We start from the raw sequence: 16,905 nt of genomic DNA, 5'->3' as shown, positions 1-16,905 counted from the left end.
GACACTTGTTATTTGAATACCTGCGATAGACACTTTTGCGACTGTCAGATCGCGTCTGTTAATCCAATCTGCCTTTAAACATTAACACTGATTCGTTTAACACTTTAAAAAAGCACTCCCCTATAAGCTTAATGGCAGCGTTATAAAGTTGGCCGCTTTAAACTAAACATGTCCGTTGTTTTAGTAAACTCATCTCCGCCCAGTTTACCTACGCTTTTTAAAGCAACGGGGTCGATATAACCATCAACAAGTACTGCATCGTCAATATAAACTCCCACAACATTAAGTAACATCATTTGCCCACCAGCTGATTGTTCACTAATGGTAATCACCTCGCGGAGGGAGCATTCATAGCGGACTTTTGACGCTTTTACGCTGATGGGTTTAACAAGCCGACTTGCTGTTGATTCAATATGTGCCGCATCAAATTCACTGACCTCAGATGAGTAGTTTGCACAGCTTTGGTTCATTTGCTCAACTTGCTGCTCACTGACAATATTAACCACACACTCTTTGCTCGCCAGCAGGTTGTTTAGAGTGTCTTTATTGCGCTTTTCACCGGGGTTAACTTGGGTAACACTCAATACAGGCGGGTTAACGCTCGCCACTGTAAAAAATGAATAAGGCGCAATATTTGCCACTCCATCACTACTAAGCGTACTTATCCACGCAATCGGCCTTGGCGTTATGCCGCCGACTAATTGACTATAGATATTTGGTTTTTCAAGGGATTGAGTTAAATCTAAAAACACGTATCGCTCGCTTTAATGTTGATAAAATAAAAAGTCACACGTATTAAACGTGTTCAGTGTTTGTCACGTATTGACACAAAATGGATTAATAAAACCCTAATGACAAGTTTATTATATGACACACTCTGTATATTGGTTCACTCACGACCTACGGTTATCTGACAACGCGCTACTACGCCATGCATGCGAGCAAAGCTCATCAATCAGCTTTATTTATTGCATTGACCCTGATTGGTTTAAAAGCAACCGTTTTAACTGCCAAATACTGGGCGAACAACGATGGGCGTTTTTGGTTAAATCGCTGCACCAATTAAACAGTCAGCTTAATGCACGTGGGCAACACTTAGTTGTTTATTTTAAATCGCCGCTGGACGTGATTGATCATTATTACTCTCATCATAATACCCGAGTAATTTACTGTAGCGACCAAGTTGGCTTATACGAACGGCAATCACTCAGTGCAATCACTGATAAATACAGCGAAATTACACTTAAACAAAGTAATACATTTACCTTGTATGACATGCATCAACTGCCCTTTGAGCTAAGTGATCTGCCGTCAACATTCAGTAAATTTCGTAAAAAGGTAGAATCATCAAACCTCTCTATAAAATCGCCCGTTGAGAGACCGAGCCATTTCCCTGCGCCGTTAATTGCCCCAGTACCTTGGCCTAAATCTTTACCTAAGGTTGAGCAGTTATACTGTGAGTTTGATGCAGGCGAAGTAGCAGCTCAGCACCACGTTGGACAGTATTTTTCAAGTTCAGCTCCGAGCGAATATAAACTGACTCGCAATGCCCTTGATGGCATGGCAAACTCAACTAAGTTCTCGCCTTGGCTTGCCAACGGTAATGTGTCGGTGCGACAGACAATGCACGCACTGCAAAAGTATGAGCAACAACACGGCGCGAATGATTCAACTTACTGGATTTACTTTGAGCTACTTTGGCGTGAATATTTTCAGCTTTATAGTGTGCGCTATGACCATCAATTATTTGCATTTAGTGGCATAAGTGCAAACAAACCACTGACCAGTTTTTATTCTGGACGCTTTAAACAATGGTGCATGGGCACCACCCCCTACCCCATTGTCAATGCGTGTATGAAACAACTAAATCAAACGGGTTATATGTCTAATCGCGGACGCCAACTTGTTGCTAGCTGTTTAGTGAATGAGCTCAAATTAGATTGGCGTTTTGGTGCAGCTTACTTTGAACAACAACTCATTGATTACGATGTGGCAGCAAACTGGGGCAACTGGCAATACCTTGCTGGGGTGGGTGCTGATCCTCGCTCTGGCAGGCATTTTAATTTAGTTAAACAAACTCACACTTATGACCCCGAAAATACCTTTATTAAGCGCTGGCGAGGTGATGAGGTTTATAGCATAGACTCTGCCGATGCTGCAGATTGGCCATTAAGCAGTTAATAATGCGCGAAAAGGTTAATATAGTCTGGTTTAAACGAGATTTACGTTTATCTGATCATCAGCCACTTAAGTACGCGTTTGACAGCGCACTACCGACCCTGCTTATTTATAATTTTGAGCCACTGCTCATTGATGATGCTCATTATAACGAGCGTCATTGGCGTTTTGTTTATCAATCGTTGATTGAAATGAATAAACAGCTCGCGCGCTTTAATGCCCGCGTTTATCTGTTCAATTGCCCAATGGATGAGCTACTTGATTCATTAAACAAGCAGTTTGAAATTGTTAGCTTATTGAGCCATCAAGAAATTGGCTTAAATAATACGTTTGAACGCGACAAAGCAGTTAAAAAATGGTGTAAACACCATGCAATAAACTGGCTTGAGTTTCCTACCGGTGGGGTTATACGCGGGGCTAAAAGCCGTAAAGGCTGGAACGAACACTGGCATCAATACATGCATAGCCCTATTGCTATTCCAAACTGGAAAAACGTCAATGCGGTGGCATTAAATGATTACCAAATGCCCACGTTACCCGATAGCTACACAGAGCAACATCCGCACTTTCAAATTGGCGGTGCGTTGGAAGCCCAGCAAGTTATGCAAAGTTTTTTTGAAAGTAGAGGCAAAGGCTATCAAAAAGGCATTTCAAGTCCCAGTTTAAGCCAAATCCATTGCTCTAGGCTCTCGCCTTATTTAGCGTGGGGCAACATTAGCCTTAGGCAAGTGTACCAAAAAGCAATCGATGCATATGACTCAAAACACCCTGACAAACGATGCTGGAAGCGCCCACTAGCGGCGTTTGTCTCGCGCTTGCATTGGCATTGCCATTTTATGCAAAAGTTTGAAAGCGAATGTTCAATGGAGTTTAAAGCGCTTAATGCGGGGTATTATCAATTTCCCTACCGCGATGACGATCAGGTCGCTGAGGATATACAGCGTTGGGCCCAGGGGCAAACAGGTGTGCCGATTATTGACGCCTGCATGCGCTGTTTAAAGCACACCGGCTACATTAATTTTAGAATGCGCGCCATGTTAGTGAGCTTTGTGACCCACCACTTAAACATTAGCTGGCAGCAAGCAAGCTTCCCCTTAGCTAATTACTTTTTAGACTTTGAGCCAGGCATTCACTATCCGCAAATACAAATGCAAGCCTCAGTGACAGGTATCAACACTATTCGCCATTACAACCCGATTAAACAATCTGAGGATCAAGATCCAAACGGAGAGTTTATTAAAAAGTGGTGCCCAGAACTTGAAAAACTGCCCATTGAATACTTACATGAACCATGGCAACAAACGCCAATGGAAGCGTTATTTAACGACTTTAAAATAGGCGAAGACTACCCCGAACCCATGGTAGATTTAACAAAAGCCTCAAAAGAAGCGCGCGATAGGCTGTGGCAATACCGTGAACGGGTTGATGTACAACGGGCCATCCCTGCGATACTCAAAGCCCTCGTAAGTATTACACCGTGACCCAAAAACACTAAAAAGAATGGTAAACATGGCACATAAGAAATTACATTTACCGCAAAAAAACTGCCCCGTTTGCAAGCGTGACTTTACCTGGCGAAAAAAATGGCAACGGGACTGGGACAACGTAATTTACTGTTCAGAGCGGTGTCGGCGAAACGCAAAATAAACCTTGGTGTCAATATTGCAAAACCCTACTTGAGTATCGTGTAAATACCGATTAGCCGGTATAAGCATGAAGAGCTTGCAATGTTATTGCAAACTTTACACAACAAACCCAAGGAGACATTATGACGATTAAAAAATCAGCATCAGCCAATTGGTCAGGGGATATTAAATCAGGTAAAGGATCAATAAGTAGCGAAAGTGGTGCACTTGAGAGCCAGCCATATGGGTTCAACACCCGCTTTGAAGACAAAGCCGGCACTAACCCAGAGGAGCTGGTTGCAGCAGCCCACTGTGCTTGTTACAGCATGGCGCTTTCACTGGCACTCACTGAAGCGGATTATGTAGCCGATGATATCAAAACCACCGCAACCGTTAGCCTAGATGAGGTAGATGATGGCTTTGAAGTAAGCCACATTGCGCTTAATGTAGAGGCTAAGATTGAGGGTATTTCACAATTAAAGTTTGACGAACTGTGTGTACAAACCAAAGAAGGTTGTCCTATCTCAAAACTAATGAATGCTGAGATATCACTGTCAACTCATTTAAATTAATACGTTAGTTAACTATTAATTATTTTTAAGCCAAGCTACTTTGCTTGGCTTTTTAATGTTTATGGCAAATACGATACTTAGTAGCTTACTCCACTCTCCACGTATTACTTTATGGCAAGTGATGGTTATACGTTATGAGCGCTGATACTTGCCCAATGAAAATTAACCAGCTGCTGTTAGTTGCTGTTGTGCTAGCAGTTTTTTGAGTCGCTCGTTTTCTTCTCTTAATAACGCAACTTCCTCTTCCAGCGGTAATTTTTTATCTGCAGTGTGTTCGCCATGGCGTTTTTCACGTAGGTGCATAATGACTTGTTCTGAGCTTACAATATCACCTACTTTTGCTTTAAAGTTATGAATAACGCCTGCTTGTGGTGTCACGACCTCTAAAACGGCTTTTTCAAATTCTACATCAAACAATGCTTGATTGGCGATAATTTCGCTGAGGTATTCATCAAACTCACTAAATTGAGATTCAAGTTCCTCTAGCTGGATAAGCAGCCGTGAAAGTTGGTCATCACAGGCTTCAGGGGTTTTTGCATTATTCAGCGCATTGGTAATGCTTTGCGAAAACAGTTTAAAACGCGCTGCAGAACCATGCGCTTAGTCGAAATATCCATGACTTCCATTTTATGGTTCACAGGATAAACAATATCGTCCGTTGTAGTGACATCAGGCTCGTTTTTCATTTTGTTGATGATTAAAGCTTGGCCTTGCTCAACCTTGCGGTAAAACTTACCAACGATAAGCAAGATAGCAAAAATGATCGCTATTGCTATACCTACAAATGTTAGTATAGGGATGAGATTATATAAAAATTCCATGTTATGTCCTCTAACGTAATTATCGGTTTTTATATTCTACGCATACCATTTCAGGCAATCTGCTTACCACGGTTTACGAGTTATGGTGTAGCAGCGTTGATCTTTGAGGTGTTCAAGCAACACGGCTGTGTCACCTGAGGTAAACTGTTCAGTATCTGCGCGAACTTGAATAAGTTGCTCAGTACCTTGAAACTGCACGCGCGCTTGACCAAATGTACTTGTTACTTTGCCCGTGACAACTGTGCACTCTAAGCCTAATAAGTCAGAGCTTTTTGAAGTTTCGGCGCTATTAAAAAAGCGCTGTAGAGGTTTTGAAATAATCGCGGCGATAGGCATAGCCACTAACACACTGGTAGCCACCATTAATATTCCAAAAATGTAAAATAATATGCCATTACCTAGCAAGAATGAAAGGACTTATGAGCGTATATAGAGATAAGCCAACTTGTCAACACAATGAGGCTCAATGAAACCGTAATTGGCCCCCCAAACCCCATGTTAAACCATGAAGATATACTTGGGCTTTGCGCTGCATCGGCATCAATATCGAGATCTGATTCGAACATACCTATATAGGCAAAACCAACAAGGGTTATCAGCCAAAAAAGTATCACAACCAAAAGAAGCGCCGTAAAAATGGCTGTAGGGAAAGTAAATGCTAAATTTAAAAAATCCATTGTAACTGCTACTCAGCTTTTATATTTATTATCCTTATAGAAAATTTTTACCATTTTAAGGCACAATTGTTAGGTACTTTATAAAAGATAGATCTAATTATGTGCACAATTACAACTAAAAGATCTTCAAACAAATTGCATTCGCTTACTTGCTTTTAACCCGTGTACCTATGCTATGCTTAAAACCAAGATACAAAAAATCAACCTTCCATTGACATAAAGAGATGTTTTTGTACTTAATAGCGCACCAAGTTTAATTTGTACTCATAACATAGTGGGTTATTTTTAACCTAGCATAAGACTCTATATTTTTACAAAAAATAAAATATAGGTACGCAATATTCAACTATAACAGGGTTGCATTCTGCGCTTGAAACTAATAAATACGAGGGAATGATGAACAAACATTTAATTATCTATGCTGTAATATTTATGCTAAGTGCGTGTGGCGGAGGCTCTACAAACACTCCAGAGGATGAAGTTCCGGTTACAGATGATCCATTCCAACCTATCGAATCGACGGAAAATTTATCTATTCCCAACAATAGGGAATTTGATACATATAATGTTTTAATACTGGGTAACAGCCATGTCGCAGGCATTGAGGTTTTACTAACTAAAATATTCACTCATGTCAAAGCCGATAAAACTATTAATATTGAAACTCATGGGGGTATGTTTCTCGATACTATTATCAACAACAAAAGTATTGTTGAAGCATTACAAAATAACCAATGGACACATGTTATTTTACAAGGGCAAAAATACTCTCAAAGTCATTCAGTTTTGTACCCTATAGATGCGACAGTTACTTGGATTCAACGTGCTAAAACGATAGGAGCCACGCCAATTCTTTTTCCAGAACATCCGCTGAAAAATAGGCCGGAAGATGCCGTTTACGTGCACGGTATACACACAAGAATTGCACAAAAACAATACAGTTGTGTTGCACCTATTGGATTAACATGGAATAAAGCGTTAATGCTGTCCCCCGGGTTAGACCTTCATAGCTCAGATGGAAACCATGCAAAACAGTTAGGTAAACTCCTCACTTCGCTTGTTTTATACGAAACAATAACCGGTGAATCTGCAGACTTATTAACATTCAGTGATACGTTACCAGGTGATGCTGCTACTCAAGCATTATTCGGCCAAGTAACATCACAAGCAATTATTGAGAATCCACCTTGCGATTTTTAAAGCAAAATAGTATCCATGCCTTTTTCAACATGGATACTACTAGTCATAGAGTAGTCGAGCTTTAAGTACGTTTGTATAGGCTAAATTAAAGTCATCACATATTACCCAGTTTTATCATCATTGCGGTGTACATCTTAAGATTTAACTTTAACTGCTCAGTGGTTATAAACTCATGCTCTGAATGACCTGTGTATTTTTTACCAGGCATAGATGGGCCAAACGACACTGCATTATCAAATAATTTTGCGTTGGTGCCCCCTCCTATCGACACAAAGCCAGCATCTTCATCACCCGTAAAGTATTTAAATATATCCAGTAATGCTTGGGCATGGGGTGCGCTATCAAGCAGCATCGGTGTGCCAATGATCACCTGTGTATCTTTTAATGTAACCTGATTAATAGCCTGCCAATTAGCCAATGCCGAGTCGATTTGTTGTTTTAGCACAGTTTCATCTTTACCTACTGGGCGGCGCATATTAACAGATAAAGTAATATCGCTATCATTTCGTTTTAATAACGTAGGTGAAACTGTCATCGGCCCCATAAAGTCATGTGTATACGCAATATCACCAAACTGTTTGCCATATAAATCCAAGCCTATGAGCTGGTTTATAAACTCAATTGCTTGGCCGTCGCTATTATTCTCAAGCTCAATATCTTTAAAGACTTCTGCTAGGTGGGCAATGGCGTTAAAACCCGCCTCTGGCTCTGATGAATGCGCCGACGTGCCTTTTACTGATACCTTAATACCTTGATTAACTTCAGTAACGGCAACTTTGACATCCTTGAGTGCGGCAATATTGGTATTAAGCGTTTCAATATCTGCCTCTGTCGCATTATGTAAGATAGCGCTGGCGTCTTCTGGGATTTGGCTTACAAATGCACCGCCTTCTAAATTGCTTACATATGCACTTGTTTGGTCTGAGTTGCCTGAAAACGTGGGTGCAATTAAGCTCCAGCCTTTTTCTGCTACAACAACTGGATACGATGCATCAATCGTTACTGCGTATTTAGGTTGCTGATAGGTTTTCATAAACTCTTCAAGCGGTGCCCAGTCAGACTCCTCTGCTAAATAAATCATCAGCTCTATGCGGTTTTCAAGCTTTATGCCTTGATCTTTAATGGCTTTCATCGCATAAAGTGCTGTAGCGATTGCGCCTTTGTCATCTTCAGTACCACGGGCTATTAATTTACCCGGCTCCGACGTGCTATCTACTTTAAATGGGCTTTGCTGCCACTTACTCGCATCAGCCGGTTGTACGTCCCCATGGGTCACAATCGTGACTTTTTCAGCCTGCTGCCCCATGCCAATCAACACGGTGTAGCCTAAATCTTGGTAGTCAAAGCCAAGCTCTGCCGCTTTCATTTTTAACAACGCTTTAAAGCCAATAAAGTCTGGGTTAGTAGGCGTAGCTACTCCCTCTTGATTGACTGTTGGGTATGACACTAAATTAGTCAAAGTATGAATTTGTGCATTTTGGTATGTATCTACTGCATATGCAGCCGCATCATCACTGATTTGGTGTAAATTAGCATGAGCGCTGGCGGTGAGTAATGCGAGGCTAGCTATAACAAACTTTTTCAAAGCAAATTCCTATAAATGAAAGGTAGGCAAGAAGTTATAATTGTAACGCTGTTAACTCCCTCTTAGCCAGCTTTGTACCAGTTATTAAAGATTGAATATTTAAATAGCTAAACATGGCTTATACGCTGTATACTACGCCACCAATTTTAAGTAGCTGTTAGCGTAATCAAACATGAACCGTAGAAAGAAGATCGTCACTAAATTTCAGAAAAAAGATAAACGCGCTAACGCAAAATTACATAAAAGTAATAAGCCTGCTTATGTTTCAAAGGCTGAGCGTGAAAAGTTAGCGTTAGAGCAAAGCCAACTTGATCATGTAGATGAAACTGAAGAAGAATAAAGCTATTTATAGTCATAGCTTTATTCTTAATTAAAAATTCTAAAAACTATAACTCATACCCAAATTAATCGAGCGACCTTGTCCTGCAAGTTGCGTAAAGCCTTGGCTTTGATCTACATTAAACTGCGCGATACTCACGCCGCCTAATGGCTGTTGGTAGTATTCATCAAGTAAGTTTGTTATAGCTAGTTTAACGGTTAGCTTATCCCACGTACCTTTCGTCTGTAAATTTAATAAGCTATAGCTATCTGTTTGATTTTCGAGACGACGAGGATCAATACGTGTTTTACTATCAATCCACTCCCAACTGAGTGAACTCTGCCAATTACCCATTTGCTGTGCTAATGCTATTTTACTGTGTAATGGCATAATTTGATAAAGTGGTTCATTACTGTCATCACGTTCACCATGAGTACTGGTAATAGCCGCTGTTAAGTCCCATATACCTGCGCTTTTGCTATCGCTCACACGTACAGCAGCTTCAATTTTTCCACCATATAATGTAGCGTCTAAATTAGTAAACTGGAGCGTATTTCGCTGCGTAATGGCCATTTCAGTTCGATTAGTGTTCCCCACAACTGTGCCATCAATATAATCATTAACTTGGGTATACCAAACATTGGCGCTTATCTGCCAAGTATCATCTTTCGCAGATTTAGTATAACTACTGCTGAGTGTATGTGCGGTTTCTGCTTCTAAATCAGGGTTACCAATATAACCGTTACCATCACCAAACCAGCCAATCATACTGGTTGACATGGTACTCACTCCCCAACTGTAACGTTCATATAAATTAGGGGCTCGGCTTTTACGTGCTAAGCCAAGTTCTAGCTCATCTTCATTTGTTATTTGATAGCGCACGAGTAGGCTTGCATCTACTAATGTATCGCTGCGTTCTCTATCCATAGCATTAAATGCCATTGCTGCATCTTGATTTGGGTCATCCATCATCATCGATGACATGTCGCCCATACCCGACATATCACCCATTGCATCCATACCTGACATATCGTCCATGCCGCCATCCATGGTCATATCACTATAAGGTTGTACTTCGCCAGCATCCGTGTGCACATATTCAATTCGTGCGCCCGCTGATACCCACCACTTTTTATCTAGCTGCTTTTGTAACTCTGCAAAAGCAGTGTAGCGATCGCGTTCACCATCATTTATATTTACATAATCATTTGGCCCCATCATCATTGAACCTTCAATCGCAGGCCACCAATCATCAATGCGATAACCAAAGTATTCTTGTCCTAATAATAATGTAGTATCTTTATCGAGTTCTAAACGCCAGTTAAGTTGATAACTCATATCTTGCGCATCGGTATTCATCGGCATCATGCCAGTTTTTTCAGCCGTGAAAAAACCCATTTCGTGCTTTACATCGTTATAGTTAATCTGAGCTTGAAACTCACCGCTTTCGAGAGTGCGTTTATATTGACTGATCAAACCGTAACTGGTGTTATCAGTCATATCCATATATTGGTTTGGGAACCCTTGAAACGGTATTTTTTGATGTGTTAATTTAACAACTAGTTGTTGTTTTTCATCTCTTAATGCAGCTGTTAGTGCATGGTTTTGGGCGCGATACAAGGTATCTAAAACAAGATCTCCGTTACCATCTTCGTAACTATCCGCGTCTTCATATGCGCCTTGATAACTTAAACTGAATGTGTCGCTGGCAATACGAGCGCCAACGCCCACAGCTTGCGCGTTATTAATACTGCGGTATTGTGCAGAAACATAACCCGAATGCCAGCTTAATGAATCACTATTGCTGTACTGAGGAGCTATAGAATTAACACTGATCACCCCTGCAATATTATCGCCACCAGCACTCACAGGTGAAACACCTGCCACCACTTGATATGAGGTAATTTGGTTTGCTGATATATAAGACAAAGGTGGATTCATTTGATTACCGCATGCCGCTGTAATATCTGCCCCATCAACTAAAACCTTTACTCTATCGCCCATCATACCATTTAGAATAGGTAGGCTAGACACACCGCCCGCGGCAGAAAAATCAACGCCCAATTCACTTAGTAGCTGATCTGCATTACCTAAATTTGCATGTGAATTGAGATGTTGGCCTTGAACTTCAATATGTTCAATTGAATTATCAGCAACTGCATAGGGAGAAAGTAAACATGCAATACTAATAGCTAAAGGAGAAAGTACATACTGAGGATGAGATAGTGATAATTTGCTGCTCATTTTATTGTTTATTTACAATAGGTTTAAGATGAGCAAAGTATATAACTTGGTAACAAGCCTGAAAACGCGACAAATTGTCGCACCCCCTGTTTTATATAATTACAAATAGTGAGCATGCTACCTAGCAGCATGCCCTACCAAAGGCCTGAGGTGATTAAAGTTGACTAAGCTCTGTGTTTAATTGCGCAATAAATTGATTTATACGCTCAGCATTTTTACCTAAATCACTTTTACCTACTCGTGACTTACTGCGGATATCTAGCTCACTACCATCACCTTTAGCAATCACTCGGATAACAACGTCATCCTTAAAGCCAAACCACATGGTCGTATCTGTGGCTTCAATAATTCCGTTTTCAATATCAGCACTGACTAGCTCCCAACCTAAGCTTTTTACCGAGTCAATAGAAACACGGATCACATGTTTTGTATTCTCTTTAAATCTTAATGTAGTTAGGTCTGGGTAGGCTTTAAGCTGCTGCGCGGCAGTTTCTGGTCCTGCGTACTCAACCGGATTAGGAGCATCGGCTCGTAATTTTGCTATAGCAACAAATTCAGGTGGGGTAACTACATCGGTCGAAATATCATGAATAGGCGGTACACTTTTAGCTTTACTCATAATACTAAGAGGCATAGCCACAGCAACAATAGCAAGTACTGCACTTATAGCAAATAATGGCCAATATGTGCTTTTACGAAAAAAACCAGCTTGAACAACAAGTAGAATAAGCCCTGCAATTGCAGCAAATACACCATAGCGAATGCCGGTAAAAGCGGTACTAAGCTCAATTAATTGCCATTTATACAAAGGCCCAGGAAGTACCACAAGCAAAATAGCTAATAGGCATACTATACTACTTAATTTTTTCATCTTACTGCTCCGCAATATTTATTTAAACTTGACCCACACAATACCTTATTTACTTGCTAATAGATCAAATTAATCATTGATTATTAAATATCGAGCTGTAAAATCACACTTATTGGAACGTTCCTAATAAAATTAAAGTATACCAATATTACGTATTCTGCATTACTGGTTCAGAGCTTTAACATAGTTTGTTCTTCTCTCATATTCTTTATGCTTCTATCTACAAGGGTTAATTATGTCTTTACAACCTAGCGCTGTTAACAATGCGCTAAGTACTTCTGCTATTTTATTGGTGCTGGCACTTGGCACATTTATTTTAGGTCTTTCTGAATTTTCTATGATGCCGATGCTCCCGTTGATCAGCGAAACATTTGCATCAACACCTGCGCAATCCGGCTTTGCGATAAGCGCCTATGCATTAGGTGTGGTGGTTGGCGCACCTATATTAATGCTCAGTACGGCTAATATGCGTAAGCGTAAAGCTTTGTTAATTTTTTTAGCTATGATGTGTGTAGCTAATGGTCTAAGTGCTATTGCAACATCATTACAGCAATTAGTACTGTTTCGGTTTTTAAGTGGGTTACCCCACGGCGCTTATTTTGGCGCTGCTATATTGCTGGCAGCAGACATTGCCCCATCAGGTAAACGAGCAAGCTTTATGTCTAAAGTATTTATGGGCCTGACCGTCGCAACCATTGTGGGTGTACCCGTAGTTACCTTAATCGGGCAAAATTTTAGCTGGCGTTATTGCCTTGCTGGTGCAGCCATACTGGCTTTTATCGCATTCTTTTTGGTTTATAAAGTAGTGCCAAATAAAGACAATCAACAAGCATCAAATATAAAAGGTGAAGTAAGCGTACTTAAAAATAAATTAGTCTGGTCTATTTTAGGCATCATAATTATTGGCTTTGGTGGTGTATTTTGCATATACACATATATAGCCGATACAATTTTACAAGTTACACACACCCCAGCTTATACTATTTCTATTGCTATGATTATGTTTGGTATTGGCTGCACATTGGGTAACTACATACTCGGTAAAGCGGCAGATCACTCACCGTTATATACAACAGGCATAGCACTATTAAGCGCTATTGCCTTTGCAGCTATGTACGTCAGTGCAAGTGAGCATATTTGGCTCATGTATGTAGTTATCTTCTTTATTGGCTGTAGCGTAGGTCTAGGTACCGTTATTCAAACTATGCTAATGGATGTGTCACCAAACGGCCATGCCATGATAGGAGCATTAGTGCAATGCGCATTTAATGTTGCAAATGCGATTGGCCCTTGGGTTGGTGGGCTAGTTATAGCAAATGGTGCTCTACCCAATCAAACCGGCTACGTTGCAGCTGCTTTATTTGCTGGTGGTTTAATAATGTGGCTTATAAGTGCCATGCAGATGGGCAAAAATAAAGCTTTAACGGCTACTGTTTAATCTTGTCAGCCTCATGAACCTCATAATATTGTATTAAATTTACTCTTGCAGTAGGATGCTAATAGAGTAAATACTGCTTAAATAACAATAATGAGCAAAGCATGAGCACATCTATCTTTTTTGTTGGTGATTGGCAAGTAACGCCAGCAACAAACACCCTTCGCTTGGGCGATAACGTCAAGCAACTAGAACCCAAAGCAATGGATGTGCTGTTATTACTTTGTGAAAAGCAAGGTGAACTACTCTCCAGTGACGAAATAATAAATCATTGTTGGCAAAATATTGCTGTAGGTGACAACCCGTTACACAAAGTTATCACTCAATTACGTAAAGCCTTTAATGATAAAGCGAGCGACCCTAAGTACATTGAAACCATTCGTAAACGTGGTTATCGTGTTATTGCTCCTATTAGGTTCACCCTTGATGACGAGCAAAAAGCAAATAATACAACCTGGCAAGGTGACTCGCCCTTTGTTGGCCTAAGCGCTTTTTCACCCGAGCAAGCCAATGTTTTTTTTGGTCGTTCCAAACAAATTTCCACCTTGCTACAACGTGTTTCAGCACAAATTAGTTATGGCCGCGCGTTTTGTTTATTACTTGGCTCAAGTGGCTCTGGTAAATCATCATTAGTCAACGCCGGTGTTTTACCAGCATTAATGAGTGGCGCCGGCTACGATGGTTTTCGGGTTGAATCATACTGTCAGCTCGATTTTGCCGATATTAACAAAGAGCGATTGTTTCTTGATTTAGCCTCGACCTTACTTGATTTAGAAATTAACCATACCCCTGTTTTCAACGATATTAGTGCAGATGCGCTATGCGAGTTGCTGTTAACATCACCAGAGCAAGTAATTGAACTATGTAAAAAATCACTAAAGCAACAAGCAAACCAAGTAAAACCCTACTTGTTTTTATTTATTGACCGCCTTGAAGTATTACTCTCATCAGCGTTATTTAGCGAGCAAGAGCGCAGTCAATTTCTCGCCTTAATTGAGTTATTTGCTAGCAGCGATTGCATGATAATTTTTAGTGCTTGCCGTAATGACTTCTATCCCCATATTGTCAACGAGCCAAGCTTAATGGCAGGCAAAGCCAATGGTGCTCATTTTGATTTACTTGCGCCAACGCGCGCTGAACTCAAACAGATGATACGCCTTCCAGCTTTAGCTGCTGGCCTTAAATGGCAGCTTGATCCTGAACACCAAACACCACTGGATGAAATACTCTGTAACGACACCATTAATAACCCAGATGCCCTACCCATGTTGCAATACACCTTGCAACAATTGTATTTACAGCGTAGTGACAACGATGAATTATTAGTTTCACACTACCAAGCATTAGGCGGTATTGAAGGCGCTATTGGCCAAAAAGCCGAACAAGTATTTACGCAATTACCCAAACCACAACAAGCCGAGCTGGGTTTAATACTATCAAGATTAATTACCTTAAACGCAGATGGTGAAACCCTGACCAGCCGCGCTGCACGTTGGGATGAGCTAAGCAATCCAGCGCAAACCCAGCTAGTACAAGCGATGGTCGACAGCCGCTTATTTGTATCACATCTTAAAAATGAGCAAGCCTGCTTTAGCTTAGCGCATGAAGCATTACTGCGTCATTGGCAACGTGCTATTAGTTGGATAAGCGAGCACCAAGAAAGCCTTGCGATAAAAAGCCGATTGCAACACGCTGCTGAGCGCTGGCTAAACGAGCAAAAACACCCTGACTTTTTATTAGCTCAAGGTAAACCACTGCAAGAAGCGCAAAGTATTGCTAATAGCCCACTGTTTAAAATATCAAACTCTGAAGCTGCTCTGCTTAAAGCCTCAAACAAAAAAGCAAAACGTAATAAACGCTTACTACAATTAACCACTGGGGTGTTTTTTGTTATCAGTGTCATTGCCATTACGATGAGTGTCCGCAGCTACCACGCTGAGCAAGTAGCCCAACAAAAACGACTAGAAGCAGAGAGCTTACTCGGCTTTATGGTAGGTGAATTTGCCGATAAACTGCGTAGTGTAAAACGTATGGATTTACTTGATGGCATAAGCAATAAAGCACTTGAATACTTTACCAATCAAGCCGAAGAGTCCAGTTCTCTGTTTAGTTTTACCGACCAAAAAACAGACTTTAACAACCGCTTTCAATATGCACAAACCCTTGAGGCTATGGGAGAAGTGGCCTATTCCCGCGGTAAAACAGACGAAGCCTTTACCGCCTTTGAAAACGCCCGCACTCGTCTTGAGGCATTATTAAAAACCCAACCAAACAACATAGAGATACTCACGCTTGCAGGAGCTAATGCCTTTTGGTTGGGTCAACTTAATTATGATAACAGTGACTACGCCGCCACTGAGCCATTATTTAAAAAATACCACGCTTATAGTGAAACCATGTATTCGTTAGCACCGAATGACTTTAACTCCATTATGGAGCTATCGTACTCACATAATTCACTGGGGTCATTGTATTTAAAGCAATTTAACTATAACGCAGCAAAACAAAGCTTTACAGAGTCGCTCGCCCTTAAAAACAAAGCCCTTAAACTAAAGCCAAACAATAAAAACTTATTGCGCGACAAAGCCGACACCATCAGCTGGCTTGCAAAAACAGAAGAAAATTTAGGTGATTTTAACGCAGCATTTAATATGCTTGATCAAGCAATAGCTCAGCTAAATACCTTATTAGCTATAAAGCCAGATGATGCAAGCCTACTAAATGATATTTCAAATACATATATGCAACAAAGCTACCTTTTAAGTTATTTCCCGCAAAAGAATAACGCCTATATAAAAGCAGTGAAAGCAACGGATGCAATAGAGCAAGCAAAAGCTCAAGATCCAGAAAATCAAAACTTCATACGAAAGTACTATCGGTCTCTTGCATATCAGTTGATGCTGTTAGATAACGACAAAACGAGTAACAGACTCGAAGAAATTATAGGTTATGTCAATCAGCAGGGGTTTTCAAACACAAGTATTATCAACATCCAACTTAGCCTAGTTCACTACTTTATTAATCGTAAATATTTTGATGAAGCGAAAGAGCTTTTAGCCAAGCTTGAAAGTAGTTCCGATTTTAAAGAGAAAATTAATGACATGAGCAAAGCTGAAAACTATTTAAACTTTTTAAGAATAAATATAATAAAAGCAAAACTTGCTAGCAATAAATTAGAGAAACTGGCAGCATGCAATAAAATTATAAATACGAGCATTGAAAAAAATCATGGCAGTAAAAGTATAAATAAAATTCACCCTCTCATTCAGGCATACAGCTGTTTAAATAAAGCAAGTAAACTAGACACACTAAAAAACAAACTTATTGATTTAGGAATTAGTGATTTCACATTATAAACCAAATTAAAAAGGAAGTAAC

16 protein-coding genes are annotated in these 16,905 nt (G+C 40.3%); 8 read left to right on the top strand and 8 right to left on the bottom strand.

Annotated features, from left to right (window positions below):
• Positions 1-140: 140 nt before the first annotated feature.
• The gene (locus B5G52_RS07525) at positions 141-752 is read right to left on the bottom strand and encodes a flavin reductase family protein (RefSeq protein WP_087532038.1); all 612 of its coding nucleotides are present in this window, start codon (positions 750-752) and stop codon (positions 141-143) included.
• Between the two features lie 115 nt (positions 753-867).
• On the opposite strand from B5G52_RS07525, the gene B5G52_RS07520 reads away from it, so the two are divergent.
• The 4 genes from B5G52_RS07520 to B5G52_RS07505 all read left to right on the top strand — a co-directional run bounded on the left by B5G52_RS07520 (position 868) and on the right by B5G52_RS07505 (position 4,375).
• Positions 868-2,181, top strand: a complete 1,314-nt coding sequence (locus tag B5G52_RS07520; protein WP_087532037.1) for a DASH family cryptochrome — start codon at positions 868-870, stop codon at positions 2,179-2,181.
• Positions 2,182-2,183: 2 nt separating this feature from the next.
• A complete protein-coding gene (locus B5G52_RS07515; protein WP_087532036.1) occupies positions 2,184-3,659 on the top strand; it encodes a cryptochrome/deoxyribodipyrimidine photo-lyase family protein in 1,476 nt (491 codons plus the stop codon).
• 28 nt (positions 3,660-3,687) lie between these two features.
• Complete coding sequence (locus B5G52_RS07510) at positions 3,688-3,825, top strand: DUF2256 domain-containing protein (protein WP_087532035.1); 138 nt, start codon at positions 3,688-3,690, stop codon at positions 3,823-3,825.
• Between the two features lie 121 nt (positions 3,826-3,946).
• Positions 3,947-4,375, top strand: a complete 429-nt coding sequence (locus B5G52_RS07505) for an OsmC family protein (protein ID WP_087532034.1) — start codon at positions 3,947-3,949, stop codon at positions 4,373-4,375.
• A 162-nt stretch (positions 4,376-4,537) separates the two neighbouring features.
• Here the strand turns inward: B5G52_RS07505 and B5G52_RS22045 are convergent, their stop codons facing one another.
• The 4 genes from B5G52_RS22045 to B5G52_RS22340 all read right to left on the bottom strand — a co-directional run bounded on the left by B5G52_RS22045 (position 4,538) and on the right by B5G52_RS22340 (position 5,873).
• Positions 4,538-4,807: a biotin/lipoyl-containing protein gene (locus tag B5G52_RS22045; RefSeq protein WP_254911171.1), complete on the bottom strand. Its 270-nt coding sequence runs from the start codon at positions 4,805-4,807 to the stop codon at positions 4,538-4,540.
• 110 nt (positions 4,808-4,917) lie between these two features.
• Positions 4,918-5,196 (bottom strand): hypothetical protein, encoded by a 279-nt coding sequence (locus tag B5G52_RS07495; RefSeq protein ID WP_254911164.1) that lies wholly within the window; start codon positions 5,194-5,196, stop codon positions 4,918-4,920.
• 63 nt (positions 5,197-5,259) lie between these two features.
• Positions 5,260-5,559 (bottom strand): YqiJ family protein, encoded by a 300-nt coding sequence (locus B5G52_RS22345; RefSeq protein WP_254911163.1) that lies wholly within the window; start codon positions 5,557-5,559, stop codon positions 5,260-5,262.
• Positions 5,560-5,594: 35 nt separating this feature from the next.
• A complete protein-coding gene (locus B5G52_RS22340) occupies positions 5,595-5,873 on the bottom strand; it encodes a hypothetical protein (RefSeq protein ID WP_254911162.1) in 279 nt (92 codons plus the stop codon).
• Positions 5,874-6,266: 393 nt separating this feature from the next.
• Here B5G52_RS22340 and B5G52_RS07485 point away from each other — a divergent pair, with 393 nt between their 5' ends.
• Complete coding sequence (locus B5G52_RS07485) at positions 6,267-7,073, top strand: hypothetical protein (protein ID WP_140394308.1); 807 nt, start codon at positions 6,267-6,269, stop codon at positions 7,071-7,073.
• A gap of 94 nt (positions 7,074-7,167) precedes the next feature.
• Here the strand turns inward: B5G52_RS07485 and B5G52_RS07480 are convergent, their stop codons facing one another.
• Complete coding sequence (locus tag B5G52_RS07480) at positions 7,168-8,658, bottom strand: dipeptidase (protein WP_087532031.1); 1,491 nt, start codon at positions 8,656-8,658, stop codon at positions 7,168-7,170.
• 172 nt (positions 8,659-8,830) lie between these two features.
• Between B5G52_RS07480 and B5G52_RS07475 the strand changes: the two genes are divergently transcribed.
• Complete coding sequence (locus B5G52_RS07475) at positions 8,831-8,998, top strand: DUF2986 domain-containing protein (RefSeq protein WP_087532030.1); 168 nt, start codon at positions 8,831-8,833, stop codon at positions 8,996-8,998.
• Between the two features lie 39 nt (positions 8,999-9,037).
• On the opposite strand, the gene B5G52_RS07470 is transcribed toward B5G52_RS07475, so the two are convergent.
• Positions 9,038-11,221 (bottom strand): TonB-dependent receptor, encoded by a 2,184-nt coding sequence (locus B5G52_RS07470; RefSeq protein WP_087532029.1) that lies wholly within the window; start codon positions 11,219-11,221, stop codon positions 9,038-9,040.
• 154 nt (positions 11,222-11,375) lie between these two features.
• Positions 11,376-12,092, bottom strand: a complete 717-nt coding sequence (locus B5G52_RS07465; protein WP_087532028.1) for a DUF1499 domain-containing protein — start codon at positions 12,090-12,092, stop codon at positions 11,376-11,378.
• A 235-nt stretch (positions 12,093-12,327) separates the two neighbouring features.
• Between B5G52_RS07465 and B5G52_RS07460 the strand changes: the two genes are divergently transcribed.
• Together B5G52_RS07460 and B5G52_RS07455 are read left to right on the top strand one after the other, a co-directional pair.
• Positions 12,328-13,530: an MFS transporter gene (locus B5G52_RS07460; protein ID WP_087532027.1), complete on the top strand. Its 1,203-nt coding sequence runs from the start codon at positions 12,328-12,330 to the stop codon at positions 13,528-13,530.
• A 101-nt stretch (positions 13,531-13,631) separates the two neighbouring features.
• The gene (locus B5G52_RS07455) at positions 13,632-16,883 is read left to right on the top strand and encodes a winged helix-turn-helix domain-containing protein (protein ID WP_087532026.1); all 3,252 of its coding nucleotides are present in this window, start codon (positions 13,632-13,634) and stop codon (positions 16,881-16,883) included.
• Positions 16,884-16,905: the final 22 nt, after the last annotated feature.

Source organism: Pseudoalteromonas sp. A601 (assembly GCF_002165575.1).
GTDB lineage: Bacteria > Pseudomonadota > Gammaproteobacteria > Enterobacterales > Alteromonadaceae > Pseudoalteromonas.
Note: the sequence above shows the minus strand (reverse complement) of the source record. Positions and strands in the feature narration are given on the sequence as shown.

Coding starts and splice junctions, on each gene's coding strand:
- B5G52_RS07520 (WP_087532037.1), top strand. CDS start 868: ATGACACACTCTGTATATTGGTTCACTCACGACCTACGGTTATCTGAC.
- B5G52_RS07515 (WP_087532036.1), top strand. CDS start 2,184: ATGCGCGAAAAGGTTAATATAGTCTGGTTTAAACGAGATTTACGTTTA.
- B5G52_RS07510 (WP_087532035.1), top strand. CDS start 3,688: ATGGCACATAAGAAATTACATTTACCGCAAAAAAACTGCCCCGTTTGC.
- B5G52_RS07505 (WP_087532034.1), top strand. CDS start 3,947: ATGACGATTAAAAAATCAGCATCAGCCAATTGGTCAGGGGATATTAAA.
- B5G52_RS07495 (WP_254911164.1), bottom strand. CDS start 5,196: ATGGAATTTTTATATAATCTCATCCCTATACTAACATTTGTAGGTATA.
- B5G52_RS22345 (WP_254911163.1), bottom strand. CDS start 5,559: ATGGTGGCTACCAGTGTGTTAGTGGCTATGCCTATCGCCGCGATTATT.
- B5G52_RS22340 (WP_254911162.1), bottom strand. CDS start 5,873: ATGGATTTTTTAAATTTAGCATTTACTTTCCCTACAGCCATTTTTACG.
- B5G52_RS07485 (WP_140394308.1), top strand. CDS start 6,267: ATGATGAACAAACATTTAATTATCTATGCTGTAATATTTATGCTAAGT.
- B5G52_RS07475 (WP_087532030.1), top strand. CDS start 8,831: ATGAACCGTAGAAAGAAGATCGTCACTAAATTTCAGAAAAAAGATAAA.
- B5G52_RS07470 (WP_087532029.1), bottom strand. CDS start 11,221: ATGAGCAGCAAATTATCACTATCTCATCCTCAGTATGTACTTTCTCCT.
- B5G52_RS07465 (WP_087532028.1), bottom strand. CDS start 12,092: ATGAAAAAATTAAGTAGTATAGTATGCCTATTAGCTATTTTGCTTGTG.
- B5G52_RS07460 (WP_087532027.1), top strand. CDS start 12,328: ATGTCTTTACAACCTAGCGCTGTTAACAATGCGCTAAGTACTTCTGCT.
- B5G52_RS07455 (WP_087532026.1), top strand. CDS start 13,632: ATGAGCACATCTATCTTTTTTGTTGGTGATTGGCAAGTAACGCCAGCA.